The organism is Hymenobacter convexus (assembly GCF_030580955.1).
Lineage (GTDB): Bacteria > Bacteroidota > Bacteroidia > Cytophagales > Hymenobacteraceae > Hymenobacter.
Genome location: NZ_JAUQON010000005.1, coordinates 205117 through 230697 on the forward strand (window position 1 = coordinate 205117; position 25581 = coordinate 230697).

Below are 25581 nucleotides of genomic sequence, written 5' to 3' on the forward strand. Positions count from 1 at the left end.
GCGCCCTGCGCAAGATTAGGCCGAAAGGTGATTTTGCTCATGTTTTGCCGGTGGCCTTGGCCGGCATCTTGCACTGCAATTTGCCTCAGTGCCAAGACCATGAACGTCCACCTGCAATTTCTCGGGGCGGCCCACTGCGTGACGGGCTCCAAGTACCTGCTCACGCTGGAGGAGCCCGGCCGGCGCCGCCAGGTGCTGGTCGATTGCGGCTTGTTCCAGGGCTATAAGGAGCTGCGCCTGCGCAACCGCGAAAAGCTGCCCCTGGCCCCGGCCGAGGTCGAAGCCGTGGTGCTGACGCACGCCCACATCGACCACAGCGGCTACCTGCCCAAGCTGGTGAAAGACGGCTTTCGGGGCCGCATCTTTTGCACCGAAGCCACCGCCGACCTGCTCAGCATCATGCTCCTCGACTCGGCCAAGCTGCAGGAAGAGGAGGCCGCCTACGCCAACGAAAAAGGCTATTCCCGCCATCATCCGGCCCTGCCGCTATACACCCAGGCCGACGTGGAGGCGGTGCTGGCGCTGGTGGCAAGCGTGGCCTACGAGGCCCCGCTTGCCGTGCTCGGCGGCGCCCTCACGCTCACGTTCCGGGAAGCCGGCCACATCCTGGGCTCGGCCCTGGTGGAAATGGACGTGCAGGGCGCGCACCAGCGCCGGCACCTCGTGTTTTCGGGCGACCTGGGCCGCTACGACAACCCCGTGCTGCACGACCCCGCCCGCGTCACCCAGGCCGACGTGCTGCTGGTCGAATCGACCTACGGCGACCGCAACACCCGCCTGCCCGACCCGGAAACCGTGCTGGCCCGCACCGTGAACGAGGCCCTGGACCGGGGCGGCGTGCTGCTCATCGCGGCCTTTGCCGTGGGCCGCACCCAGGCGCTGCTCTACTACCTGAAAAAGCTGCTGGCCGCCGGCCGCATCCCGCCCGTGCCGGTGTACGTGGACAGCCCCATGGCCCAGCGCGTGGCCGACCTGTTTCCGCGGCACCCGGCGGCGCACCGCCTGGGCCACGGCAACGTGTTCGATTTCCCCGGCCTGCACCTGGTGGCCGAGGCGGCCCAGTCCAAGGCCCTGAACCAGAAAACCGGGCTGGCCATCATCGTCTCGGCCAGCGGAATGTGCACGGGCGGGCGCATTGTGCACCACCTCCACCACCGCCTGCCCCGGCCCACCGACACGCTGCTGCTCATCGGCTACCAGGCCGAAGGCACCCGCGGCCGCCGCCTGCTGGCCGGTGAAAAAGCCATAAAAATGTTCGGCGACCTGGTGCCCGTGCGCTGCCACGTCGAGCACCTCGACGGCTTTTCGGCCCACGCCGACCGCCAGGAACTGCTGCGCTGGCTCGACCAGTTTCAGGCCCCGCCGCAGCGCACGTTTGTGGTGCACGGCGAGCCGCCCGCCGCCGAAGACCTGGCCGCCACCCTGCGCCAGCGGCACTGGCCCTGCGTGGAAGTGCCCGAATACCTGGAGACCGTCAGTCTTTTTAAAGGGTTGTAATGGTCAGATAAATAGCCGGTTGAACTAACTACTTCTTAGCCATGAAAACACAACTTTTTGTCGGGCTGCTGCTGGGGCTGAGCTTTTGCGGCCACCGGGCCGCCGGCCAGCGTCCGGACCCGGTTATTCCGCCGGCCGTGGCGTCCCCGATGGTCGATGAGCTGGTAATCAGCAATGTGAGCGTAGTGAACGTGGACCTGGGCGAAATTGAGCCCCACCAGAACGTGGTGATGCGCGACGGCTTCATCGTTTCGGTGGGCAAATGGGTGCCGGCCGGCCGGGGCGTGCCGACCGTGGACGGTAAGGGCAAATACCTCGTGCCCGGCCTCTGGGACGGCCACACCCACGCCCTAGGCTCGGCCGCCGACGAGCGCATGGCCCTGCCGCTCTACGTGGCCCACGGCATCACCAGCATCCGCGACGTGACCACGGCCCGGCCCCTCAACGACCTACTGCGCACCTACGTAGCCCTGGAAACCGGCCAGCGCGCGGGGCCGCGCATCGAGCTGGCCGGCCCCGTGCTCGACGGCTCGGCCGATGGCCACACCGGCCTGGGCCTGAACGCCTCGCGCGCCGCCGGCCGCGCCCGCGCCGCCGGCTTCATCAAGGCCGGCTGGTGCAGCCTGCAGCCGGGGCCGCTGCTCTCGCACGACGCGTTCTGGGGCGTGGCCTCCGCCGCGCAGGAAGGGCGCGTGCACCTCGCCGGCCCCGTGCCCGAAGCCGTGCCCGTGCTGGCCGCCATCGGGGCGGGCCAAAACGGCATCGACCACCCCGACAAGCTGCTGCTGGCCTGCTCCAGCCGCGAAGCCGAGCTGGTGGAAGCCCGGGCCCAGGCCCTGGCCGGCCCCCGGCCCCTGGCCACGCTGCAAGCCCGCGTGAAAGCCCAGCAGCCCGACATCCTGGCCAGCTTCAGCCCCGAGCGCTGCGCCGCGCTGGCCCAGGCGCTGGTGCAGTACCGGGCCTTTGTGGTGCCCGCGCTGGGCGCGGAGGACTTCGACCTGCGGCGCGCCCCGGACCCCGAAGACCCGCGCTTTCGCTCGGTGCCCGCCGCCGTGCGCCAGCAGTGGGAGCGGGCTGCCCGCGTCCGGCCCCGCCTCACCGACAGCCGGCGGGCCCAGCTGCAGGCCATCGATTCGTTGCAGCGCCGCATGGTGGCCGCATTTGGCCGGCAGGGTGTGCGCCTGGTGGCGGGCTCCGACGCCGGCTCGGCCACGCCCAACCTGTTCCACGGCGGGAGCCTGCACGACGAGCTGGAACGCCTCGTGGCCATCGGCCTCACGCCCGCCGAGGCCCTGCGCGCCGGCACCGTGAACCCGGCCATGGCCACCGGCCGCGGCTTCGACCTCGGGCGCATTCACGCCGGCTACCTGGCCGATGCGGTGCTGCTGAACGGCAACCCGCTCGACGACATCCACAACCTGCGCCTGATACAGGCCGTGGTGCTGCGCGGCCGCCTCTTCGACCTGCCCGCGCTGGCCGGGCTGGTGAAGGAGGCCGAACAAGCCGCCGCGATGGAGGACGCCGCGGCCCACGCTACGGCCGTTGTCCACTAGCACGGTGGCCGGTTGGGGCTGGGCTGGTGGCGCACTATTGGAATCAAATGCAGTATTATCAAAGCATTCCATAATGAATCCGAAATGCTCATGGCTCATCGGCCCGGCCGCGCTGGCCGTGTCGGCCGCCGGGCTTGCGCGCCGCTGGTGGCGCAGGAGTTGGCTTTCGAGCACCTCAAACCTTATTCACCCTGCCGTCTCGGCCATCAGGCCCGGGTGGCCGCTTTGCCAAACCGCCTCTTTATGAACGTCACAGCTTTTAGTGTTCAGAACTTCGAACGGGACTTTCTCAAGCGGGCCAACCAGGGCCAGCAGCTGCTTACGCTGCTCGACACGCCCCTCACGGCCGACACTGCGCACCTGGCGCACGGCGCATTGGCGGTGAGCGTGTTCACGCGCGACGACGTATCGGCCCCGGTGCTGGAGCAGCTGGCCGAGCTGGGCGTGCGCTACGTGGCCGTGCGTGCCACCGGCACCGACAACGTGGACCTCCCCGCCGCCCGCCGGCTGGGCCTGTGCGTGGCCAACGTGCCCGAATACTCGCCCTACGCCGTGGCCGAGCACGCCGTGACCCTCATGCTGGCCCTGTGCCGCCACCTGCGCCAGGCCGACCAGCAGCTGCGGGCCAACGACTTCCGCCTCGACCACCTCATCGGCTTCGACCTGCACGGCAAAACGGTGGGCATTCTGGGCGTGGGGCGCATTGGGGGCGTGGTGGCGCGCATCCTGCACGGCTTCGGCTGCCGCCTGCTGGGCGTGGATGTGCAGCCCAACCCCGAGTTGACCGAGAAGTACGGCCTGCGCTACGTGCCCCTGGCCGAGTGCTGCGCGCAGGCCGACATCATTTCCGTGCACACCCCGCTCACCGCCGAAACCCACCACCTGATTGACGACCGGCTGTTGCGCCAGATGAAGCGCGGCGCGATGCTCATCAACACCGGCCGCGGCGGCGTGCTGGATACGGCCGCCGCCCTGCGCGCCCTCAAAAGCGGCCGCCTGGGCTTTCTGGGGCTGGATGTGTACGAAAACGAGAAGGCCCTTTTTTTTGCCGACCACCGCCAGGAGCTGCTCCTCGACGACACGTTTGCCCGCCTGCTCACCTTCTCCAACGTGCTGCTCACCGGCCACCAGGCCTACCTCACCCGCGAGGCCCTCACCAACATTGCCGACGCCACCTTTCACAGCCTCAGTGCCTGGGCGCAGGGCCGGCCCGCCGAGCACGAGCTGTGCGCTGTCGGCGAGCCACAACCCGTCATCTAGCCCCGCCAAATGCCTACTGCCATGCTGCCCCTCCATGCGCCTGTGCTACTCGAAGCGGCGCGGCCGGCCGTGGCGCCGCCCGCTGCCGCCGCGGGCCTGACCACGGCCGACGCCCGGCGCCGCCTGCTGGAAACCGGTCCCAACGTGCTGGCCACGGCCGCGCGCGAGTCGCTTTTGCGCATGGCGCTGCGGCAGTTTCAGAGCATTACGGTGCTGGTACTGGCGGGCGCGGCGGGCGTGTCGGCTTTCAGCGCCGACTACCTGGAGGCGGCCGCCATCGGGGCGGTGGTGCTGCTGAACGCGGCCATTGGCTTTGCCCTGGAGTGGCAGGCCCGCGCCTCCATGGACGCCCTGCACGCCCTCGACGTGCCCCAGGCGCGCGCCCTGCGCGACGGCCACCCCCGCCAGGTGCCGGCCGCCGACCTGGTGCCCGGCGACGTGCTGCTGCTGGAAGGCGGCGACGTGGTGCCCGCCGATGCCGACCTGCTCGACGCCCACCAGTTGCAAGTCAACGAATCGGCCCTGACGGGCGAGTCTCTGCCCGCCAGCAAGGCGCCCGGCCCGGCCGCTCCAGGGGCGCTGCTGGCCGAGCAGCGCCAGCGCGTGTTCAAGGGCACGGCCGTGGTGGACGGCAACGGCCGCGCCGTGGTGGTGGCCACCGGCATGCGCACCGAGCTGGGCCGCATCACGCAGCTGGTGCAGGCCACCAAGCGCCCGCCCACGCCCCTCGAAACCAAGCTCGACGCGCTGGCCCGGCAGCTCCTGCTGCTCACCGGGGCGCTCACGCTGGGCTACGTGCTGCTGGTGTGGGCGCAGGGCCAGCAGCCGCTGATGCAGGTGGTGAAAACCGGCATTGTGCTGGCCGTGGCCGCCATTCCCGAAGGGCTGGCCATCGTGGCCACGCTGGCGCTGGCGGCGGGCACGCTGCGCATGGCCCGGCAGCGGGTGCTGGTAAAGCGCCTGCCCGCCGTGGAAACCCTGGGCAGCACCAGCGTCATCGTGACCGATAAAACCGGCACGCTCACCCAGAACCACATCGCGGCGCACACCGTGTGGCTGGCCGAGGGCTGCACCGAAGTCCAGGCACGCGACCTTGCCCTGAGCGCTACTGCCGACGCGCCCGGCGTGTTTGCCGGTCCCGGCTTTGCGCATTTGCAGCTGCTGGCCGCGCTGTGCAACAACGCCACCTACCATCCCACCGACCCCAGCCGCACCACCGGCGACCCCCTCGAAATTGCCCTCTGGCAGCTGGCCGGCGCCACCCTAAGCAACGCGGAAACCGCCGCGCCCCGCCTGGCCGAACAGGCCTTCAGCTCCGACACCCGGCTGATGGGCACGGTGCACCAGCTGGCCGTCGGGCGCTGCCTGGTGGCCGTGAAGGGCGCTGCCGAGGCCGTGCTGCCCCATTGCCGCTACCAGTGGTCGGCCGCTGGCGAGCGGCAGCTGCTGAGTGCGGAAGGCCGCGCCGCCTGGGTGGCCCGGGCCGAAGGGCTGGCCGGGCGCGGGCTGCGCACCCTGGCTTTCGCCAGCGCCGAATGGCCCGAGCATCCCGGCCCCGACTTCGTGCGCGAGCTGGATTGGGTGGGCCTGGTGGCCTTTCTCGACCCGCCCCGGCTGGAAGTGGCGCCGGCCCTGGCCGCCTGCCGGGCCGCCGGCATCCGGGTCATCATCGCTACCGGCGACCACCCCGCCACGGCCCGCACCGTGGCCCTGCAGGTGGGCCTGCTGAACCCTAATGACAAGGCCGAAGTGGTGACCGGGGACGAGCTGCCCGACCTATTGCGCCACCCCAACGGGGCCGGCCGCCGGCGCCTGCACCAGGCCCAGATATTTGCCCGCATGAGCCCGGCCCAGAAGCTCGACCTCATTGCCTACTACCAGCAGCACGGCCACATAGTGGGCATGACCGGCGACGGCGTGAACGACGCGCCGGCCCTGCGCCGGGCCGACATCGGCATTGCCATGGGCCAGCGCGGCACCCAGGTGGCCGCCGAAGCCGCCGACCTCGTGCTGCAGGACGATGCTTTCGGCTCCATCGTGGTGGCCATTGCGCAGGGCCGCGTCATTCTGGCAAACATCCGCACCTTCCTGAGCTACCTCATATCCTGCAATCTGAGCGAGGTATTGATTGTGACCATCGTGGCTTTGCTGCACCCCATTGTGCCGCTCTGGCCGCTGCAAATCCTGTTTTTGAACCTGCTCACCGACGTGTTTCCGGCCCTGGCGCTGGCCCTCGGCCCCGGCGCCGACCACCTGATGCAGCGCCCGCCGCGTTCGCCTAAAAAGCCGCTGCTCGGGGCTGCCGACTGGCGCCGCGCGGCCCTCTACGCCGCCGCCCTGACCGTGGGCGGCGTGGGCGCGTTCGGCTCCGCGCGCTGGGGGCTGGGGCTGCCCGCCGATGTGTGCAACAATGTGCTGTTTTACAGCATGGCGCTGGCCCAGCTGCTGCACGTGTTCAACTTCGCGGCCGACCGCCGCACGCTGCTCCGCTCCGAGGTGACGCGTAACCCTTACGTGTGGGGCGCCCTGGCCCTGTGCGGTGCCGCGATGCTGGTTTCCTACCTGGTGCCGGCCCTGCGGGCGGTGCTCGGCATCGTGCCCCTGCCCGCCACCGCCATTGGTCTGATTGCGGGCGGCGGCCTGCTGCCGGTGCTGCTCATTCAGGCAGGGCGGTGGCTCCACGGCGCCGCCAGGCCGCCGAAAACGGCTCGGCCCCACCGCTTTTCTTAGCACTGTTTACCGGCTTGTGCCCAAAGGATTTTCCGGTGAATACGTTCTCCACCCTAGCTATTGTGCGGCGATGCCTGGCCCTTGGCCTGGCCGTGGCCCTGCCGTGGTGCAGCTCCGCGCCAAATGACCAACCGGCTGCTACTGGCCCGCCGGGCCGGGAGGTGCCGGGCATCCACCAGCCTATTGCGCAGGAGGTGCCGGTTGCGGCGCTGATTGCGGCCTTGCTCGATACCAGCGCCGCCGGCAGCGCCCGCGCCGCCGATGCGCGCCGGGGCCTGCAAGCCGGGCCGGAAGTGCGCGCCCTGTTCGGTCCGGCCTGCGCGCCGGTCTGGACTACGGCCGACAGCCTCACCGCGACCGCCTCGGCGGCGTGGCAGCAGCTGCGCCGCGCGGCGGAATTTGGCCTGCCGGCCGACTACGTGCCGGCGGCCCTGGCGGACTTGCGCGATTCGTTGGCCTTGCCGGCCGCGCCGGACCGGCGCGCCGGGCAGCGGGCCCGGCTGGAAATTCAGCTCAGCGACGCGGTACTGCGCCTGATGCGCGACCTGCACCGCGGCCGGCTGCACCCCCGCGACGAGCCCGCGCGGGACCGGGCAGGGGCGAAGTGGCAGCCCGTAACAGAATTGAGGGCCGCCCTGAGCCGGGGCAGCGTGGTGGCCGCCATGCGCTCGGGCCAGCCCACCAACCGCGAGTACCGCGCGCTACAGCGGGCGCTGGCGCAGTGGCTGGCCCGGCCCGTGCCGGCCGACTCGGCCGCCCCGTACCAGGCCCGCTTCGAGCAGGCCGGCGTGGCCCTGGAGCGCTGGCGCTGGGAGGCCTGGGCGCCCACTGCGGAGTACATTTTCATCAACCTGCCGGCTTATGAGCTGCAGGTGGTGGCGCACGATTCGGTGCGGCGGCGCCACCGCGTCATCATCGGCAAACCCGAAACGCCCACCCCCACGCTCAGCAGCGTCATCCGGTACTTCACCCTGGCCCCGGACTGGCACGTGCCGCACTCCATTGCCACCAAAGAAATATTGCCGCGCCTGCGGGAAAATCCCGGCTACCTGACCCTGAATAACCTAACCCTGTACGACGAGCGCGGCCGCTGGCGCGACCCGTTCAGCGTGCGGTGGGGGGCGGTATCGGCGGCGCATTTTCCCTACGCCATCCGGCAGGCGCCGGGCTGCGAAAATGCCCTGGGCAACGTGGTGTTTCGGTTTGCCAACCCGTATTCGGTGTATTTGCACGACACGCCCACGCGGCAGTTTTTTGAGCGGCCCGTCCGCGCCCTCAGCCACGGCTGCATCCGGCTGGCCGAGCCCCTGGCGCTGGCCGCCTACCTGCTGCGCCGCGAAGGCCGCCCCGTGCAGCTGCCCAGCGAGGCCGAGTGCGCCCGCCAGCCAACCCCGCGCGACGTGCGCCTCACCCGCCCGCTGCCGCTGTTCGTGCGCTACGCTACCTGCGTGGCCGAGGGCGGCCAGCTGCGCTTTTTTCCGGACGTGTACCACCGCGACGAGCGGGTGCGCCGGGCGCTGTTTGGCGCCGCAGCAAAGCCCTGAATGCGCCCGAGCACCCGGGTAGAAGTAGCCCCAGCCGGCCTGACGAAAATCAGGCGCCGAGCTAATCACCGTCAGAGGATTGCGGGCCGGAAAATGAGAATTTTGGGATGTTCACCTTACTCCCCAAAGCTTCGGTAGCGGGCCCTTTAACCAAGATTATGATTACGCCTTCTCTCATGTTTTCGGTGATGCTGCTGGCCGTGCTGGCCCTCACCAGCGCCTACTACCACGGCCGCTCGCACGGCCCCGAGGCCCGGTAGCCGCTCTGGCCTGCGCGCCGATTGGCCGCGGCCAGCTGCGCTCTTCCTTTCCCATTCTCCCTAATTCCTTACTGCGATGCAAACCCTCGAAAGTCCTTCGCGCAGCGGCGCGGAACTGCGGGCCGATGCCGAAATTACGGCTGCCGTCGAACGCCATTTTATCACCAGCAAGGACGTGACTTCGCATCTGATGGAGGTCTCGACCCAGGAGGGCATCGTGGAGCTGACCGGCGCGGCCGGCAGCCTGCTGGCGCGCCGCCGGGCCGAGGAAATTGCCATGGCCGTGCGCGGCGTGCGCGGCGTGGTGAACGAGCTGGTGGTGAATGCCGACGATGTGCCCGATTCTCAGCTCCATCGCGACGTGGAGCACGCCCTGGCCGACGACTCGGTGGTGCGCGACTACCACCTGCGGGTGTACGAGTCGGGCGGCACGGTCTGGCTCACGGGCACGGTGCGCTCGTGGCCGGAAAAGCAGCTGGCCCTGCGCGCCGTGGAAGGCGTGCGCGGCGTGCGCCACATCCAGGCCGACCAGCTGCGGGTGAACCGCGACGGGCCGCCCAAGCCGGACGCAGACATTACCGCTCAGCTGCTGGAGGTGCTCGACTGGGACGTGCGAGTGAATAAAAGCCTGGTCCAGGTGCGCACCAACGACCGGGTGGTGCACCTGACGGGCACCGTGGGCTCGCTGGCCGTGAAGCACCGCATCGAGGGCCTGGCTTTGGAGCTGGGGGCGGCCCGGGTAGACGGCCGCGACCTGTTTGTGGCCCGCTGGGCGCTGGCCCCCGAGCTGGGGCGGGAAGAAGACCTGGAGCGCACCGATGAAGCCATTGAAAAAGCCGTGCGCGACACTTTCCGGCGCGACCCGCGCCTGCAGGAGGCGAACCCGCTGGTGCAGGTGCAAAAGGGCGCCGTGACGCTGAGCGGGACCGTGGGCAACCTCCGCGCCCGCCTCTGCGCCGAGCACGACGCCCGCCACGTGGCCGGCGTGCGCGAGGTGCACAACCAGCTCACCGTAAGCCATGGCCGGTTCTGGTCGGATGACTACCTGCGGCAGCGGGTGGCCGCCGCCCTGCGCCGCGACCCTTACCTGAGTAGCTACCACTTCAGCGTCAGCCTGCTCAATGGTCGGGCCAGCGTGCACGGCTGGGTGAACCACCGCTTCGAGCAGGAGCAGGTCTACGACGTGGCCGTGGGCGTGAATGGGGTAGTGGACGTGGAAAACCAGGTAGCGGTGTACCCCGACGGCCACCGGGCGGCCCAGGCCCTGGCCGGCGGCCTCACCGGGGACCTGTCAGTGGCTGAAGCGACTGTACCGGACGACAAGCTGGCCGAGAACATTCGCGCCCGCTATTCTTGGTCGGCCCTGCTGCACGACCAGGCCATTGAAGTGGCCGTGGCCCGGGGCCGCGTCACGCTCACCGGCACGGTCGACTCGTGGCTGGAGCGCCAGCAAGCTGCCCGCGAAGCCCACGAGGTGGGGGCCCGCGACGTGAACAACCACCTGCGGGTCTGGCGCGCGGCGCCGACGCTGAGTGCGCCCCTGGTTGCGGCCTCTTAAATAAATATTCCAGCTATGAGATATCCTTCGCAGCCCCTCTTTTCTACTTCTTTCCAAAGAGCTGACGATGCTGCCCAGCTTGTCAGCGCCGACACGCGCCAGCGCACGCTGGAGGCCGACGCCGCCATGGCCCTCGACGACTGGGAAGACTACTATCCGCAGCCCGTTGCGCCGGCGCCTGCCGCCGCCGCCCCTGGCCAGAAGCTGCTGGCGCCGGCCCTTGTCCTTTTGCCTTAACCCTTTTATGCCCCGCTGGCCATGAGTGCTTCCCTCGTTGTTCTGACCGATTTCTTCGCCGTTTCCAACCGCGCGCTTTCGTACGCCGCCGGGCTGGCCGTGCCCCTCAATGCCCACCTCGTGCTGCTGCACGTGTGCCACGACGGCCTGCTGGCCCCGGCCGAATACCACGCCGGCCACACCCGCGCGGGCGCGCAGCACACGCGCCACGCCCTGGAAAAGCTGGCCGCCAACCAGCCCGTGCCCGCCGAGGTAGACATCACCGAGGAGTTTCTGCCCGAAGCCGTGCAGGAGGTGGTGCGCCGGCACCAGCCGCTGCTGCTGGTGCTGGGCCGCCCCGGCCTGGCCCACGCCCCGGAAGAAATCATCGTGAGCACGGCCATGGACCTGCTGCGCCAAGCGCCGCACCCGCTGCTGGTGGTGCCCACCGTGGGCTGGGACGCGTTTCCGCCGCGCCGCCTGCTGCTGGCCGTCGATGGGGAACCCTTCCACCTGTACCCCCACCAGGGCGTGGTGCAGCGCCTGCTGCAAGCCACCGACGGCACCCTCGACGTGGTGCACATCGCCGCCGAGGACAGCGCCCGCCCCGACGCCGTGGCCATCCTCGACCGCCTGCTGAAAAACAACATCGTGGACGAGCTGCCCGACGCCGGCCGCTTGCACGAGGTGCGCCGCCAGCACATTGCCGGGGGCATTCTGGAAGAAGCCGCCCGCCAGGAAGCCGACCTGCTGGTGGTGGTGGCGCGGCGCCACAGCCTGCTCGGCAGCCTGTTCCACCGCAGCGTCACGGCCCAGCTCATCCAGGAAAGCCCCATTCCGGTGCTGCTGCTGCCGGCCCGGGACTGATTATAGCGGCGCGCTGCCCGAGTGCCGGGCCGCGGCCTTCCACTGCAAACGCCTGAAGCCATGACTCCCAACCTTGTTGTTCTGACCGATTTTTCGCTGGCCGCCGAGCGGGCCCGGGCCTACGCCGCCGTGCTGGCCGCGCCGTTGAAAGCCGAAGTGCATCTCGTGCACATCTACTTTCTCCTGCCCATCGCCACCGAGTACGGCTTGGTGGTGCCCATGCACGACGACCGGTACGTGCCCGAAACCCAGCGCCACCTGAAGCAGGTGGCCGACACCATGCCCGTGCCCGCCACCGCCGAGGTGCTGGAAGCCGACTGGCCCGGTGCCATCGAGGAGGCCCTGGACAAGTACCGGCCCGTGCTGGTGGTGGCCGGGCTCACGGCTATCAGCGGCTGGCTCAGCGAATGGCTGGGCAACCGCGCGCAACCCCTGGCCCACCAAACCGGCTACCCGCTGCTGCTCGTGCCCGAACACCTGCCCGACAGCGCCCTGCACCTGCCCCAGCGGCTGGCCCTGGCCGTGCAGGACTGGCCGTTTCGGCTGATGCCGCAGGCCCGGGCTGTGGCCCCGCTGCTCGATGCGCTGGCGCTGGACGTGGTGACCGTTACGGTGTTGACGCCCGAAGAAAGCACGGGCGGGTGGGAAGGCTTGCGCGCCGCCCAGGCCTGTGGCCTGGCGGCCGTGATGCCCCAGTGCGGCCTCTACAAAGTGGTGAGCGAGCGGCCCGCCACCGGCGTGCTGCATGCCGTGGACGAGCTGGAGGCCGACCTGCTGGCCCTGCTCGACCAGGACCACGGCGTGATGCACAAGCTCTTCGACGGCAGCGTGATTGACCACGTGCTGCGCCACACCCATGTGCCGGTGCTGCTGCTGGCCGCCCATCTGACCGCGCCCAGCCCGGTGCTATTGGAGGGCTGATAATCAATCATTAATAATCCATCGTCATGGCCCTCACGCTCATCGTTCTTTCGGGCTTTTACGAGCCCGCCCGGCACGCCATTCGCTACGCCGAAACCCTGGCCCAGGCCGTGCACGGGCAGCTGGTGCTGCTGCACGTCAACCGCGCCTCGCTCTTCGACCCCTACGAGCTGGTGGGAGCAGTGGGGGAGAAGTACCACCGGCAGGAGCTGCAGGGCCAGACCGAAACGGCCGCCGCCCTGCGCGAGCTGGCCCAGGGCCTGCACGTGCCGGCCAGCGTGGAAATGGCCACCGACCTGCTGCCCGACGTGGCCCGCGAGCTGGCCGCCCGCTACGGTCCGGCTCTGTTCGTGCTGGGCCAGCCCGACGAAAACCACCCCGATTTTGCCGGCATGACGGCCATGTGCGCCGAGCTGCTGCGCGCCGGCCACTTTCCGGTGCTGGCCGTGCCCACCACGGCCCCGGCCGGAAAGCCGCCCCGCCGCTTCCTGGTTGGAGCCGACCGCGAACCGTTCGTGCTAGCCCCGGCGGCCGAGGCGCTGCGCCCGGCGCTGGCGCTGCTGGCCACCGAGGTGCTGGTGGCCCACGTGTCGGACGGCGTGGAGGACGACGACGGCTGCGCCGCGGCCCTGCACGCCGTGCGCAGCAGCGCGCTGCTGGAGTTCAGCAAGCCGGAGCTGCGCGGCTACTGCGACGGCGACTACGCCGAGGGCCTGCTCACCGCCGTGCAGGAAACGCGGGCCGACGTAGTGGTGGTGGTGGGCCGCCAGCGCAGCTTCATGAGCGACCTGTTTCATCGCAGCGTGACGGCCCGGTTGCTGGAGAACTGCCCCGTGCCGGTGCTGGTGCTGCCCACCGCTTCATCGAAACCCCGCCTCACCGCGGCCGAGCACGCCGCCGCCGTCCAGCAGGAGTAGCGCGGACGTTTAGTCCGCGCCCTGGCCCGTTGAAAAGGAGTGCGCTTTTAGGGCCGCCCGCAGCTTGGATGGCGTGCTGAGCCGCGGACTAAACGTCCGCGCTACGTCACTTTTCTCACCCCCTGCAATCATGGACTCCATGCCGCTGGTTGAAAGAGGACTTCCCACAACGGATGCCGTGGCTCGTTCCCGGGCCGCGCACGGCCGCAACGTGTTTGCCGTGGCCGGCCGGGCGGGGTGGCTGGGCACGATGCGGGAGGTCGTCACGGAGCCCATGTTTTTGCTGCTGCTGGCCGCTTGCGCCCTCTATTTTTGCATGGGGCAGGTGGAAGAAGGCAGCACGCTGGTGGTGGCCCTGCTGCTGGTGGCGGGCATTTCGGTGTACCAGGGCGTGCGCAGCGACCGCGCCCTGGCCGCCCTGCGCGAACTGACCCAGCCCCGCGCCCAGGCCTGGCGCAACGGCGCGCTGGTGCAAGTGCCCGTGGAAGACCTGGTGGTGGGCGACGCCGTGCTGGTGGAAGAAGGCAGCCGCCTGCCCGCCGACGGCACCGTGGACGCCGCCAACGATTTTGCCGTCGACGAGGCCATCCTCACCGGCGAGGCCGTGCCGGTGGCCAAGCTGCCCGGCCAGCCCGTTTTTGCCGGCACCGGCGCGGTGTCGGGCAGCGCCTGGCTCACCCTCACCGCCGTGGGCGAGCACACCGAACTGGGCCGCATCGGGCGCAGCCTCGACGCCATTGGTACCGAAAAAACACCGTTGCAACTGCAGGTAAGCCGGTTTGTGACCCGCATGGCGTGGGCGGGCGTGGGCGCGTTTGCGCTGGTGTGGGGCATCAACTTCGCCCGCTCGGGCGACTGGGCCACGGCCCTGCTCTACGGCCTGACGCTGGCCATGTCCATCCTGCCCGAGGAAATTCCGGTGGCGTTCAGCAGCTTCATGGCTTTGGGTGCGGCCCGCCTCAGCCGCGCCGGCGTGCTCACCAAACAGCCCCAGACCGTGGAAAGCCTGGGCTCGGCCACGGTAATTTGCGTCGATAAAACCGGTACTATCACCCAGCCCGGCATGCGGGTGCAGCAGGTGTACGACGGCGCCGCCGGGACGCTGCTGCCCTTGGCCGGGCCGTTGCCCGCCTCGGCCGTGGCCGTGCTCACCTACGCCCACTGGGCCAGCGAAACCAAGCCCTTCGACCCCATGGAAAAAGCCCTGGCCGCCGCCTGCGCTGCCCACGCGCCGGCCGTGGTCGCCGCCGTGTACCCCATGGTGCACGAGTATCCGTTGGCTGGCACCCCGCCCATGATGACGCACGTGCGCCGCGCGCCCACCGGCCAGCTGCTGGTAGCCGCAAAGGGCGCTGTGGAGCACGTGGTGGCCGTGTGCCACCTGGCCCCGGCGGTGGCCGGGCAGGTGCGCGACCTCACCCGAAAACTCTCGGCGCAGGGCTTCCGGGTGCTGGGCGTGGCCCGGGGCGCGGCCCCGTCGGAAGTGGGGTTTCCGGCGCAGCAGGACGACTTTGCCTGGTCGTTTCTGGGTCTGGTGGCACTAGAAAACCCGCCCAAGGCCAACGCTGCGGCGGTGATTCAGGCTTTTGGCCAGGCCGGTATTCAAGTGAAGATGATAACCGGCGACTTTCCCGAAACGGCCCAGGCCATTGCCCGGCAGGTGGGCCTGCCCGGCGCCGACACCCTGCTCACCGGCGCCGACGTGCTGGCCCTCGACGCGGCCACGCTGCGGCAGCGGGTGGGGGGCACGGCTGTGTTTGCCCGCATGTTCCCGGAGGCCAAGCTGCGGGTGGTCAATGCCCTGAAAGCCAATGGCGAAGTAGTGGCCATGACCGGCGACGGCGTAAACGACGCACCCGCCCTGAAGGCCGCCCACATCGGCGTGGCAATGGGCGGGCGCGGCACCGAAGTGGCCCGCCAGGCCGCCTCGCTGGTGCTGGTGCACGACGACCTCGCCAGCATGGTAACGGCCGTGGCGGAGGGCCGGCGCATCTACCAGAACCTCACCAAGGCCATTTCCTACATCGTTTCCATCCACCTGCCCATCATCCTCACGGTAACCGTGCCGCTGCTGGCCGGCTGGCCCCTGGCCAACCTGCTGGGCCCGGTGCACATCATTTTTCTGGAGCTGGTGATGGGCCCGACCTGCTCCATCGCTTTCGAAAACGAGCCCGCCGAAACCCACCAGATGCTGGCCCCGCCCCGGGTGCCCACGGCCACGTTTCTGGGCGGCGCGGCGCTGGGCCGGAGCCTGGCGCAGGGGCTGGGCATTGCCGCGGCGGTGCTGGCGGTGTACTACGCGGCCATGCGGTTGGGCCGCCCCGCGGCGGAAGTGCGCACGCTGGTGTTTGCCACGCTGGTGCTCAGCAACGTGGTGCTTACGCTGGTGAACCGCTCGTTCACGCTGCCGCTGTGGCGCACCCTGGCGGTGCCCAACCGGCTGCTCTGGCTCATGCTGAGCCTTACGCTGGCGCTGCTGCTCGGGGCGCTGGGCGTGCCGGCGGCGCGGGAATTGTTTGTCTTCGTGCCGGTGCCGGCGGCGGCGCTGGGGTGGTGCGCGCTGGCCGCGCTGCTGGGCGCGGGCGGGCTGGAGGTTTACAAGCTGCTGAAGCGGGAGTAGTGCCTTGAGGGCCAGCCCGGGAGGTCGCAGTCCCACGCCATGATTTTAATCAGGCCAGGGGTTGAGAACGCGCAGTGCGGCCCGTGCGGCGGGTTTCTAGCTTTGTTTCAACCTCATTCTCAACTCCCGTTAGCGCCATGGCAGCCAACCCCTTCGTCCTGTTTTTTCGAGACCTGAACAACGGCCAGGTGGCGCGGGTAGGCGGCAAAAACGCCTCCCTGGGCGAGATGTTCAACCGCCTCAGCGCCCAAGGCATCAACGTGCCGAACGGGTTTGCCACCACGGCCGAGGCCTACGCCTTGTTTCTGGACGAAAACCACCTGCGCGAGCCGCTCACGGCCCTGCTGGCGAAGCTCGACACCCAGGAGTTCGCCAACCTGCCCGAAATCGGGGCGCAGGCCCGGGCTCTGGTGCGCGCGGCCGCGCTGCCTTCGCCGGTGGCCACGGCCATCACCGATGCCTACCATGAGCTGCGCGCCGGCTACGAGCACGAAATTCAGGTAGCTGTGCGCAGCAGCGCCACGGCCGAGGACCTGCCCACGGCCAGCTTTGCTGGCCAGCACGACTCCTTTCTGGACGTGCGCAGCGCCGCCGGCGTGCTGGAAGCCTGCCACAAGTGCTTTCTCTCCTTGTTTAATGACCGGGCCATCAAGTACCGGGTGCAGAACGGGTTTGAGCACCTGAAAGTGGCTCTCTCGGTGGGCGTGCAAGCCATGGTGCGGTCGGATTTGGCCTCGGCCGGCGTGGCCTTCACCATCGAGCCCGAAACCGGCCACGACAACCTGCTCTACCTCACCGGCAGCTGGGGCCTGGGCGAAAACGTGGTGCAGGGCGCCGTGAACCCCGACGAGTTCTACCTCTTCAAGCCCGCCTTGCGCAACGGCAAGCGGGCGCTGGTGCGCAAGCAACTCGGCGACAAGGCCCTGACCATGCGCTACGCCACCGGCCCCGGCGCCAGCGCCGCCGGCACCAAAAACACCGAAACCCCGGCCGGGCGCCGCGCCGAGTTCGTGCTCAGCGACGCCGAAGCCGAGCTGCTGGGCCGCTGGTGCCTGAAGATTGAGGAGCACTACGGCATGCCGATGGACATCGAATGGGCCAAGGATGGCCTGAACAACGAGCTGTACATCGTGCAGGCCCGGCCCGAAACCGTGCACCACGGCCGCCGGGCGCTGCGCCTGCACGAGTACCACCTCACCGGGCGCGGCCCGCTGCTGGCCACCGGTAAGGCCGTGGGCAGCCAGATTGCCACCGGCACGGCCCGCCTCATCGACTCGCCGGCCGACGGCCACCGCCTGCAGCCCGGCGACATCCTCGTGACCAACAGCACCAGCCCGGACTGGAACGCGGTGCTCAAAAAGGCTGCCGTCATCGTCACCAACCAGGGCGGGCGCACCAGCCACGCCGCCATTGTAGCGCGCGAGCTGGGCCTCTCGGCCGTGGTGGGTACGCTCGATGCGACCCTGAAAATCCGGGACGGCCAGCGCATCACCGTCTCATGCGCCGAGGGCGACGAAGGCCACATCTACGACGGCGAGCTGGCTTTTGAGGAAACCGAGGTGGATTTGGAGCACCTGGCCCAGCCCCACACCAAGCCCCTGCTCATCCTCGCCGACCCCGACCGGGCCCTCACACTGGCCCGCTACCCCAGCCAGGGCGTGGGGCTGCTGCGCATGGAATTCATCATCAACAACGCCATTCGGGTGCACCCCATGGCCCTGGTGGCCTTCGACCAGCTCACCGACTCGCGCGCCCGCGCGGAAATCACGGCCCTCACTGAGCATTATCCCAGTAAGCCCGAGTACTTCATCGAGAAGCTGGCCGAGGCCCTGGGCTTCGTGGCGGCGGCGTTTTATCCGCGCGAAGTCATCGTGCGCCTGAGCGACTTCAAGACCAACGAGTACGCCAACCTGCTGGGCGGGCGGCAGTTCGAGCCGGCCGAGGAAAACCCCATGCTGGGCTTCCGGGGCGCGTCGCGCTACTACAGCCCGCAGTACCGCGAGGGCTTCCGGCTCGAATGTGAGGCCCTGAAGCGCGTACGCCACGACATGGGCCTGACCAACGTGAAGGTGATGGTGCCCTTCTGCCGCACCGTGGCCGAGGGCCGCCAAGTCATCGACCTCATGGCCGATTTCGGGCTGAAGCAGGGCGCGGAAGGCCTGGAAATCTACGTGATGGCCGAAATCCCGAGCAACGTCATCCTAGCCGAGGAGTTCGCGCAGGTGTTCGACGGCTTCTCCATCGGCTCGAACGACCTCACCCAGCTCACCCTGGGCTTGGACCGTGACTCGGCCATCGTGAGCGGGCTTTTCGACGAGCGCAACGAGGCCGTGACCCGGCTGCTGGAACTGATGATACGCGCCGCCAAGGCCCACGGCCGGCCCATCGGCCTCTGCGGCCAGGCTCCGAGCGACTACCCGGAGTTTGCCCAGTTCTTGGTCGAGCAGGGCATCGACAGCATCTCCTTCACGCCCGACGCGCTGCTCAAAGGCATGGCCAACATGGTGCACGCCGAGGAAGTGGTGGCGGATGAGTACCCGTAGGAAAGGATGCGAGAAGTTATAAGCACGTCATGCTGAGCGCAGCCGAAGCATCTCTACCGCTTCGTTGCAGCGAAGTTGATTACTCACGAGGTAGAGATGCTTCGGCTGCGCTCAGCATGACGTTCATTTTCTCACTTCCCACCATCTCACTTCCCACTTCCACCCATGCCCGACGAGTCCCTTCTAGCTGAAACCGGCGCGATGACCAGCTTCGCGGGGCGCTTCTTTCGGGAGGGGTTTCGGCCGCGCTATGAGGTGGCCGAGCTGCTGCACCAGTGCTACGTGGTGGGCTACCAGTCGCTGCCGATGGTGGGCATCACGGGCTTCATCATGGGCATGGTGCTGACCTTGCAAAGCCGGCCCACCATGGCCCAGTTCGGGGCCGAATCGTGGATTCCGGTGATGGTGGGACTGACCATTATCCGGGAGATGGGGCCGATAATCACGGCCCTGATTTTTGCGGGCAAAATCGGGTCCAGCATCGGGGCCGAGCTGGGCTCGATGCGCGTGACCGAGCAGATTGACGCCATGGAAGTCTCGGGCACCAACCCCTTTAAGTACCTGGTGGTGACGCGGGTGCTGGCCACCACGCTCATGCTGCCGGTGCTCACGGTGCTGGCCGATGCCATTGGATTGTACGCTTCCTACCTGGGCCTCAACATGCGGGGCACCACCACGCTGGCGCTCTTTGCCAACAACGTGCTGAGCGGGCTCTCCTTCGGCGACGTGCTGCCGGCCTTCATCAAGACCTACTTTTTTGGCTTTGCCATCGGCGTCATCGGCTGCTACAAAGGGTATTTCTCCGACAAGGGCACCGAGGGCGTGGGGCAGGCCGCCAACTCGGCCGTGGTGGTGGCCTCGCTGGTCATTTTCCTGCTCGACTTGCTGGCCGTGCAAATAACTGGTTTGATGGGGCTTAACTAACGCTCATTGGCTATGCAACCCGACTCCATCATTCAGGAAATGCCCCGCGTAGCCGCCCCGCCCGGGGCGTCGGAAACGGTACTCGTGGTGGACCACGTCAGCAAGTCGTTTGGTGAGAACCACGTGCTGCGCGACTTTTCGCTGGCCCTGCACCGGGGCGAAAACGTGGTGGTGCTGGGCAAATCCGGCTCGGGCAAGTCGGTGCTCATCAAGTGCATCATCGGCCTACTGGCGCCCAATGCCGGCCAAATCACGGTGCTGGGCCAGGACGTGGCCACCCTCGACCACGGAGCCATGGACCGGCTGCGGGCCAAGGTCGGCTTCCTCTTCCAAAGCAACGCCCTCTACGACTCGATGACCGTGCGCGACAACTTGCTGTTTCCGCTGCGCCGCCACTGGCTGGACCACGGCCCGGCCGAGGAAGACGCCCTGGTGCGCCAGGCCCTGGCCGACGTGGGCCTGGAACACACCGCCGACATGATGCCGGCCGAACTCTCGGGCGGCATGCGCAAGCGCATCGCGCTGGCCCGCACCCTCATTCTGCGCCCCGACATCATCCTCTACGACGAGCCCACCACCGGCCTCGACCCCGTGACAGCCCGTGAAATCGACCACCTCATCCGCGAGGTGCAGCAGAAATACCGCACCTCGGCCCTCATCATTTCGCACGACATGAGCTGCGTGCGCCTCGTGGCCGACCGCGTGGTGCTGCTCGTGGACGGTCGCTGCTACGCCAAGGGGACTTATGAGGAGCTAGCCAATAAGCTAGATCCGAAAGTGCGCGAGTTTTTTGCTTGAGAGAACGTCATGCAGAGCGTAGCGAAGCATCTCGCTTGCCATCACTAATTCTTTTTTAACGATTGAATTACTACCCCACGCGAGATGCTTCGCTACGCTCTGCATGACGTTCCTTTTGCTCATTGCTCATTGCTCATTGCTCATTGCTCATTGCTCATTGCTCATTGCTTAACCCATGCCTGAACGCCCGACCGGAAATTATGTGAAGCTGGGCCTGTTCGTGGTCGTGGGATTGGTGTGCCTGCTGGGCACGCTCTACCTGCTGGGGCGCCAGCAGAACCTGTTCAGCCGCAGCTTGGTGGTGCAGGCCGATTTTCGCAACGTGTCGGGCCTGCTCACCGGTAATAATGTGCGGCTGGGTGGCATCACGGTAGGCACCGTTCGCCAAATTAAATTGCTCAACGACAGTACGGTGCGCGTATTCATCAACCTGAACCGCGACGCCCAGCCCTTCGTGCGCCAAAACGCGGTGGCCGCCATCGGCACCGATGGGCTGGTGGGCAATACCATCATCAACCTAGCGGCGCGGCCCGGCCCCGCCCCGCCCGTGCAGCCCGGCGACCAGCTGCGCACCCGCCGCCCCGTGGGCATAGATGACCTGCTGGGCACCTTCGACAAATCGAACAAAAACCTGGTTGGCATCACCCAGGACCTGCGCCAGATTACCGGCAAGCTCAACGGCAGCAATGCCCTGTGGGAGTTGCTCGACGACCGCGCCCTGGCCGACAACCTGCGCCGCAGCCTGCGCAACGCCGCCACGGCCAGCGCCCGGCTCAGCGCCGCCTCGCAGGATGTGGCGGGCCTCACCGGCGGCGTGCGGCGGGGGCGGGGCCCGCTGGGCTACCTGCTCACCGACACCGCGTTTGCCGGGCAGCTGGGGCACGTCTCGCGCCGCCTGGCCGGCAGCTCCGATACCCTGAACGCCCTGGTTTCGGGCCTGAAAACCCAGCTGAATATTGGGGCCGGCCCGCTGCATACAATTCTCACCGACACGGCCGCCAGCCGGCAGCTGCGCCAAACCATGCAGCACGTGGAGCAAGGCACGGCCGGTTTCAGCCGCAGCATGGACGCGTTGCAGCACACCTTCCTGCTGCGCGGCTACCTGCGCCGCCAGCAGAAAAAACAGGCCCGCGAAAAGGCGGCCACTGCCCCCGTCGCCCGGCGCAATGCCGACTAGCCGGCCCACTCGCCAAGCCGAAAAAGGCCCGGAAACGGCGGTTTCCGGGCCTTTTTGCGTCGGTGGAGCTTGCGTCATTCCATCTGAAATGTTAGCACTGGGGGGAAGGCGTGCGTAGCCACATTTTCGGCAATGCTGGCTTGCAGGAAGCGGATCAGTCCCGTGCGGCCGTGGGTTGGGAGCAATACCAAATCGGCCTGAAATTGCCGGGCAAATGCCGTTATGCCGGCGCTGGGACTACCCGAAAGCCGCACGTGCATCTCATAACGGTCCAGTTCATGGCGCTGGACAAAAGCCAGCATCCGCTCCAGCGCAGCCGGTTCCTGCCGCGTTCCGGATACCACGCACAACAGGTGCAACACGGCTTCAGGAAACAGCGCCTGCAGGCGGCGTAGCTCCGGCACGGCACGGTCGGTTTCGGAAGAGAAGTCCGAGGGAAACACCATTTTCTGCACGTGAAATTCACCGGCCGGATGCTTCACTGCCAGCACCGGGCAAGGAGCGGTGCGCACCAGCCGCTCGGTATTCGAGCCGAAGAAAAAGTGTTCGGTGGCGGTGTGGCCCTGTGCGCCTATTGCCACCAAATCAATGGCTTGGTGCTCAAATATATTTGTGAGGGCTTCGCTCAGGCGGGCGGCCTGCACAAACTCCTGCACTGGCACGCCGGGCGCGAGGGCGGCGGCTTCGGCTATGAGGCGGTGCAGCCGACGTTTGGTGATATCCAGGAGCTTGATGACGAAGATGTCGTCCAGGCTGCTGCCATTGCTGTTGGGCAGCTCCGAGCCATTTACCGGGCCGCCGTAGGTGCTGAAGTTGGCCGTTTCGGGCAGCTCCACGGCGTGCAGCAGCAGTACCCGGCCGCCGGTGCGCGCCGCCAGCCGCACGGCTACCTCAAAGGCATGGTGGGATTCGGCCGAAAAATCGGTGGGAACAAGAATGTTCTTCATGACAGAAAAAGGCGATTAAATGGCAATGGGCTCGTTTTGCGCACGCTTGGTGGGTTGTCGGGCTTCGGCCGTTGCTGCCTTGGAAGGGGCGGGCAGGGTCAGGTCGAGCACGACGCGGCCCGCGATGGTGCCGGCTTTCATGGCGTCGAGCACCTGGTTGATATTTTCCAGGGGCTCGCAGCGGTAGTGCACTTTCACCTTGCCCGTGGCGGCGAAGGCCAGGCTCTCGGTGAGGTCCTGCCGGGTGCCCACAATGGAGCCGCGCACGGTTTTGCGAGTGAGTACCACCTCGAAAATGTTCAGCGGAAACTCGCCGGGCGGCAGGCCCACCAGCGCCAGCGTGCCGCCGCGCCGCAGCATGCCCACGCCCTGCGCAAACGCCGGCTGCGACGGCGCCGTAATGAGCACCCCGTGCGCCCCGCCAATGCGCTGCTGAATGGCGGCCACCGCGTCTTCCTCCGAGGCATTTATGGCTACTTCGGCACCCACGGCCTGCGCCAGGCGCAGCTTGTCGGACTGCACGTCGACGGCGGCCACGCGCATGCCCATGGCTTTGGCGTATTGCACGGCCAGGTGGCCCAGCCCGCCCACGCCCGAAATCACCACCCACTGGCCCGGCTTCACCTCGGTTTCTTTCAGCCCTTTATAGACCGTGACGCCCGCGCACAGGATGGGCGCGGCCTCCTGAAACGAGAGGTTGTCGGGCAGCAGTCCCACGTAGTTGGGGTCGGCCAATATGTACTCGGCGTAGCTGCCGGGCACCGAGTAGCCGGTGTTTTGCTGCTGCGGGCACAGCGTTTCCCAGCCCGTGAGGCAGTATTCGCAGTGGCCGCAGGTGGTGTGCAGCCAGGGCACGCCCACGCGGTGGCCCACTTTCACGTGCTCGACGCCCGCGCCCACGGCCACCACCGTGCCCGCACCCTCGTGGCCCGGAATCAGGGGCAGCGCGGCCTTCACCGGCCAGTCGCCGTTGATGGCGTGCAAGTCGGTGTGGCACACCCCGCAGGCGGCCACTTGCACGAGGATGCGGCCGGCCGGCACCGCCGGCACCGGGACTTGTTCAATTTGCAAGGGCTGGCCGTAGCCGTGGCACACGGCGGCTTTCATGGTGGTGGGTATCATGGCGAAGGGTTTGACAGAAAAGGTGAAAAAAGGGATGGGTTGAACTTGCTTTCGGCCGGCTTCGGGTGGCTCATGCCGCTACGCCGGCTGCCGGCATGGTTTGGAGCAGCTTCTGGTAGAGCCGTTCCGCGTCGGCGCGGTGGAACAGCTCGGTGCCGGGGTTCAGGGTGGCGGCCGTGCCGCAGGCCACGCCCAGGCGCACGGCTTCGGGCAGGCCTTGGCCCTGCGCCAGCGCGTGCACCAAGCCGGCCACCAGGCTGTCGCCGGCGCCCACGGTGCTGCGCCGTGTCACGGGCGGGGCCGGCACAAAGTCCTCCCCGTCGCGGGTGACGAGGCAGGCGCCGTCCGGGCCCAACGACACCACCACGGCTTCGCAACTGCTGTTCTTCAGCAGCTCGCGCGCCGCGCCGGGCACGGCCGCCCGGTCGAGCGCAGGCCCGCCGGTGAGTTCGTTGAGCTCCCGCAAATTGGGCTTGATGAGGTAGGCGCCGGCCTCAATGGCGTGCCGCAGGGCCGGGCCCGAGGTATCGACGATGACTTTGGTGCCGGCCTGCCTGGCCTGGCGCACCACTTTGCCCAAAAAGGTGGGCGACACACCCGGCGGCAGGCTGCCGCTCACCACCAGCAGTTCGGGCCGGCGCACAAACTGCGCGCAGGCCACCAGCACCTCGTGCTGCTCGGCGGGGGTGAGGCGGGCCGCCGGCATGCCAAACCGGTACTGTTGGTGCGTGGCGGTGTCAAGAACCACAAAATTTTCCCGCGTTGCATCCTGAATGGGCACCACCCGGTGGGCAATGCCCTCGGCGGCAAGCAAGTCCTGCAAACAGCGGCCCGCCGGCCCCCCGGCCGGAAACACCGCCACCGACAAGGTGCCGAGCCGCCGCAGGCCGCGCGACACGTTGATGCCGCCCCCGCCGGCGTCGACGGTGGGCCGGGCGCAGTGCAGTTTCCGGTCGGGCACCAGGCCGGCCACGTGGGTGCTTTTGTCCAGGGCAGGGCTGAGAGTTAGGGTGGCGATGGTACACATGGCGCTGGCTTTTGGATGGATAATGGTTGGGGGCGCCGGGCCGCTGCGGGCCCGCGCATCAGGCCCCGGCCACAAAGGCGTGCGCCTGGCGGGTCGCGCTGAGCAGCTAAGCGGCGTTCAACCAGTCTATTCCCTGGCGAAGATGCCGTTGGGTATGGGCTTCGGGCGAGTCGGGTTCGGGCACCGTAGGCGGCCATGCTGCCTGCGGGGGCAGGCCCAGGCCGAGGGCGTTGGGGTGTTCGGCTTCATCCCCGGCCAGGGCAGCCCGTTCGACGAGTAAGCTGAACTCGGCATAGCGGCCCCGCCGCACGAGCTGCCACGCCTGCTCGCGCGGGGTGTAGGGCAGGGCGGCGTTTTGGCGCATCAGCGTGCCGTAGGTGCGGCCGTAGACTTCGCCCACGTCTTGCACAAAAGCGAAAAGCTCCTCAAACAGCCCGTCGCGGCCCACGGTGAGGCGGTCGAAGCAGAGGCCGCCCACGCCGCGCGTTTCGCGGCGGTGGGGCAGGTAGAAGTATTCATCGGCCCGCTGCTTGAAGCGCGCGTAATAGCCCGGGTCGTGCTGCTGGCACACTTCGGCCAACTGTTCATGAAACCAGCGGGCCTGGCGCTCGTCCACGTAAATGGGGGTTAAATCGAGGCCGCCGCCAAACCAGGCGTCCCCGTTGCGGGCCTCCACGTAGCGCAGGTTGAGGTGCGAGATGGGCACCATGGGGCTGCGCGGATGCTGCACTACCCGCACGCTGGCGCCGAATCGGGGGGGGCTGGGGCTGGTGGAGGCCGAGGCCGGCTGCCGGCTCATCTGGTTCCGGACGGAGGAGAAGACCACGCTGCCTTTCTCCACCACGGCGCCCTGCTGCAGCACGCGGGTGCAGGTGAGCCCCCCGCTTTCGGAGGCGCTTTCTACACTGCTGAACCGGGTGCCGCTGCCATCGGCGGCTTCCAGCCGGTGGCAAAGCCAGTCCTGGTACTGGCGCATCCACGCCTCCACTTCGGTGCGGGGCGCAACGTGCACAGGGGAAAAAACTTCGCCATTCATGGCCTCGCAAGCAGCTACGGTGGATGTGTCGCGTAAATGCTAGTCGGCTGGAGTGGCGGCCCTC

Annotated in this window: 19 protein-coding genes; 15 read left to right on the forward strand and 4 right to left on the reverse strand. The window is 68.2% G+C overall.

Annotated features, from left to right (window positions below; translation table 11 throughout):
* Positions 1 to 99: 99 nt before the first annotated feature.
* The 15 genes from Q4S41_RS12635 to Q4S41_RS12705 all read left to right on the forward strand — a co-directional run bounded on the left by Q4S41_RS12635 (position 100) and on the right by Q4S41_RS12705 (position 21385).
* Positions 100 to 1497 (forward strand): MBL fold metallo-hydrolase RNA specificity domain-containing protein, encoded by a 1398-nt coding sequence (locus Q4S41_RS12635; protein WP_305031480.1) that lies wholly within the window; start codon positions 100 to 102, stop codon positions 1495 to 1497.
* A 41-nt stretch (positions 1498 to 1538) separates the two neighbouring features.
* Positions 1539 to 3050: an amidohydrolase family protein gene (locus tag Q4S41_RS12640; RefSeq protein WP_305031481.1), complete on the forward strand. Its 1512-nt coding sequence runs from the start codon at positions 1539 to 1541 to the stop codon at positions 3048 to 3050.
* 243 nt (positions 3051 to 3293) lie between these two features.
* Entirely contained in the window at positions 3294 to 4310 is a 1017-nt protein-coding gene (locus Q4S41_RS12645; protein WP_305031482.1) for a 2-hydroxyacid dehydrogenase, read from the forward strand.
* A gap of 21 nt (positions 4311 to 4331) precedes the next feature.
* A complete protein-coding gene (locus Q4S41_RS12650) occupies positions 4332 to 7040 on the forward strand; it encodes a cation-translocating P-type ATPase (RefSeq protein ID WP_305031483.1) in 2709 nt (902 codons plus the stop codon).
* Positions 7041 to 7075: 35 nt separating this feature from the next.
* Complete coding sequence (locus Q4S41_RS12655) at positions 7076 to 8584, forward strand: L,D-transpeptidase family protein (protein WP_305031484.1); 1509 nt, start codon at positions 7076 to 7078, stop codon at positions 8582 to 8584.
* A gap of 336 nt (positions 8585 to 8920) precedes the next feature.
* Positions 8921 to 10402, forward strand: coding sequence for a BON domain-containing protein (locus Q4S41_RS12660; RefSeq protein ID WP_305031485.1), 1482 nt, complete (start codon positions 8921 to 8923; stop codon positions 10400 to 10402).
* 15 nt (positions 10403 to 10417) lie between these two features.
* Positions 10418 to 10639, forward strand: coding sequence for a hypothetical protein (locus Q4S41_RS12665; RefSeq protein WP_305031486.1), 222 nt, complete (start codon positions 10418 to 10420; stop codon positions 10637 to 10639).
* A 21-nt stretch (positions 10640 to 10660) separates the two neighbouring features.
* Positions 10661 to 11485, forward strand: a complete 825-nt coding sequence (locus Q4S41_RS12670; protein WP_305031487.1) for a universal stress protein — start codon at positions 10661 to 10663, stop codon at positions 11483 to 11485.
* A gap of 60 nt (positions 11486 to 11545) precedes the next feature.
* A complete protein-coding gene (locus Q4S41_RS12675) occupies positions 11546 to 12406 on the forward strand; it encodes a universal stress protein (protein WP_305031488.1) in 861 nt (286 codons plus the stop codon).
* Between the two features lie 26 nt (positions 12407 to 12432).
* Positions 12433 to 13323 carry a universal stress protein gene (locus tag Q4S41_RS12680; protein WP_305031489.1) on the forward strand — a complete coding sequence of 297 codons (891 nt, stop codon included), beginning with the start codon at positions 12433 to 12435 and terminating at the stop codon, positions 13321 to 13323.
* A 178-nt stretch (positions 13324 to 13501) separates the two neighbouring features.
* Positions 13502 to 15943 (forward strand): cation-translocating P-type ATPase, encoded by a 2442-nt coding sequence (locus Q4S41_RS12685; protein WP_305031490.1) that lies wholly within the window; start codon positions 13502 to 13504, stop codon positions 15941 to 15943.
* 137 nt (positions 15944 to 16080) lie between these two features.
* Entirely contained in the window at positions 16081 to 18486 is a 2406-nt protein-coding gene (ppsA, locus tag Q4S41_RS12690; RefSeq protein ID WP_305031491.1) for a phosphoenolpyruvate synthase, read from the forward strand.
* Positions 18487 to 18651: 165 nt separating this feature from the next.
* On the forward strand, positions 18652 to 19410 hold the full coding sequence (locus tag Q4S41_RS12695; RefSeq protein WP_305031492.1) for an MlaE family ABC transporter permease: 759 nt from the start codon (positions 18652 to 18654) through the stop codon (positions 19408 to 19410).
* Between the two features lie 12 nt (positions 19411 to 19422).
* Positions 19423 to 20208: an ABC transporter ATP-binding protein gene (locus Q4S41_RS12700; RefSeq protein WP_305031493.1), complete on the forward strand. Its 786-nt coding sequence runs from the start codon at positions 19423 to 19425 to the stop codon at positions 20206 to 20208.
* 175 nt (positions 20209 to 20383) lie between these two features.
* Entirely contained in the window at positions 20384 to 21385 is a 1002-nt protein-coding gene (locus Q4S41_RS12705) for an MlaD family protein (protein ID WP_305031494.1), read from the forward strand.
* Positions 21386 to 21459: 74 nt separating this feature from the next.
* Here Q4S41_RS12705 and Q4S41_RS12710 read toward each other — a convergent pair whose 3' ends face one another.
* The 4 genes from Q4S41_RS12710 to Q4S41_RS12725 all read right to left on the reverse strand — a co-directional run bounded on the left by Q4S41_RS12710 (position 21460) and on the right by Q4S41_RS12725 (position 25493).
* Positions 21460 to 22332: a universal stress protein gene (locus Q4S41_RS12710; protein ID WP_305031495.1), complete on the reverse strand. Its 873-nt coding sequence runs from the start codon at positions 22330 to 22332 to the stop codon at positions 21460 to 21462.
* Positions 22333 to 22347: 15 nt separating this feature from the next.
* A complete protein-coding gene (gene adhP, locus Q4S41_RS12715; protein ID WP_305031496.1) occupies positions 22348 to 23454 on the reverse strand; it encodes an alcohol dehydrogenase AdhP in 1107 nt (368 codons plus the stop codon).
* A 70-nt stretch (positions 23455 to 23524) separates the two neighbouring features.
* On the reverse strand, positions 23525 to 24481 hold the full coding sequence (locus Q4S41_RS12720) for a 1-phosphofructokinase family hexose kinase (RefSeq protein ID WP_305031497.1): 957 nt from the start codon (positions 24479 to 24481) through the stop codon (positions 23525 to 23527).
* A gap of 106 nt (positions 24482 to 24587) precedes the next feature.
* A complete protein-coding gene (locus Q4S41_RS12725; protein ID WP_305031498.1) occupies positions 24588 to 25493 on the reverse strand; it encodes a coproporphyrinogen III oxidase in 906 nt (301 codons plus the stop codon).
* Positions 25494 to 25581 lie beyond the last annotated feature (88 nt).

Coding starts and splice junctions, on each gene's coding strand:
- Q4S41_RS12635 (WP_305031480.1), top strand. CDS start 100: ATGAACGTCCACCTGCAATTTCTCGGGGCGGCCCACTGCGTGACGGGC.
- adhP (WP_305031496.1), bottom strand. CDS start 23,454: ATGATACCCACCACCATGAAAGCCGCCGTGTGCCACGGCTACGGCCAG.
- Q4S41_RS12640 (WP_305031481.1), top strand. CDS start 1,539: ATGAAAACACAACTTTTTGTCGGGCTGCTGCTGGGGCTGAGCTTTTGC.
- Q4S41_RS12705 (WP_305031494.1), top strand. CDS start 20,384: ATGCCTGAACGCCCGACCGGAAATTATGTGAAGCTGGGCCTGTTCGTG.
- Q4S41_RS12665 (WP_305031486.1), top strand. CDS start 10,418: ATGAGATATCCTTCGCAGCCCCTCTTTTCTACTTCTTTCCAAAGAGCT.
- Q4S41_RS12695 (WP_305031492.1), top strand. CDS start 18,652: ATGCCCGACGAGTCCCTTCTAGCTGAAACCGGCGCGATGACCAGCTTC.
- Q4S41_RS12645 (WP_305031482.1), top strand. CDS start 3,294: ATGAACGTCACAGCTTTTAGTGTTCAGAACTTCGAACGGGACTTTCTC.
- Q4S41_RS12670 (WP_305031487.1), top strand. CDS start 10,661: ATGAGTGCTTCCCTCGTTGTTCTGACCGATTTCTTCGCCGTTTCCAAC.
- Q4S41_RS12650 (WP_305031483.1), top strand. CDS start 4,332: ATGCTGCCCCTCCATGCGCCTGTGCTACTCGAAGCGGCGCGGCCGGCC.
- ppsA (WP_305031491.1), top strand. CDS start 16,081: ATGGCAGCCAACCCCTTCGTCCTGTTTTTTCGAGACCTGAACAACGGC.
- Q4S41_RS12700 (WP_305031493.1), top strand. CDS start 19,423: ATGCAACCCGACTCCATCATTCAGGAAATGCCCCGCGTAGCCGCCCCG.
- Q4S41_RS12710 (WP_305031495.1), bottom strand. CDS start 22,332: ATGAAGAACATTCTTGTTCCCACCGATTTTTCGGCCGAATCCCACCAT.
- Q4S41_RS12675 (WP_305031488.1), top strand. CDS start 11,546: ATGACTCCCAACCTTGTTGTTCTGACCGATTTTTCGCTGGCCGCCGAG.
- Q4S41_RS12680 (WP_305031489.1), top strand. CDS start 12,433: ATGGCCCTCACGCTCATCGTTCTTTCGGGCTTTTACGAGCCCGCCCGG.
- Q4S41_RS12720 (WP_305031497.1), bottom strand. CDS start 24,481: ATGTGTACCATCGCCACCCTAACTCTCAGCCCTGCCCTGGACAAAAGC.
- Q4S41_RS12660 (WP_305031485.1), top strand. CDS start 8,921: ATGCAAACCCTCGAAAGTCCTTCGCGCAGCGGCGCGGAACTGCGGGCC.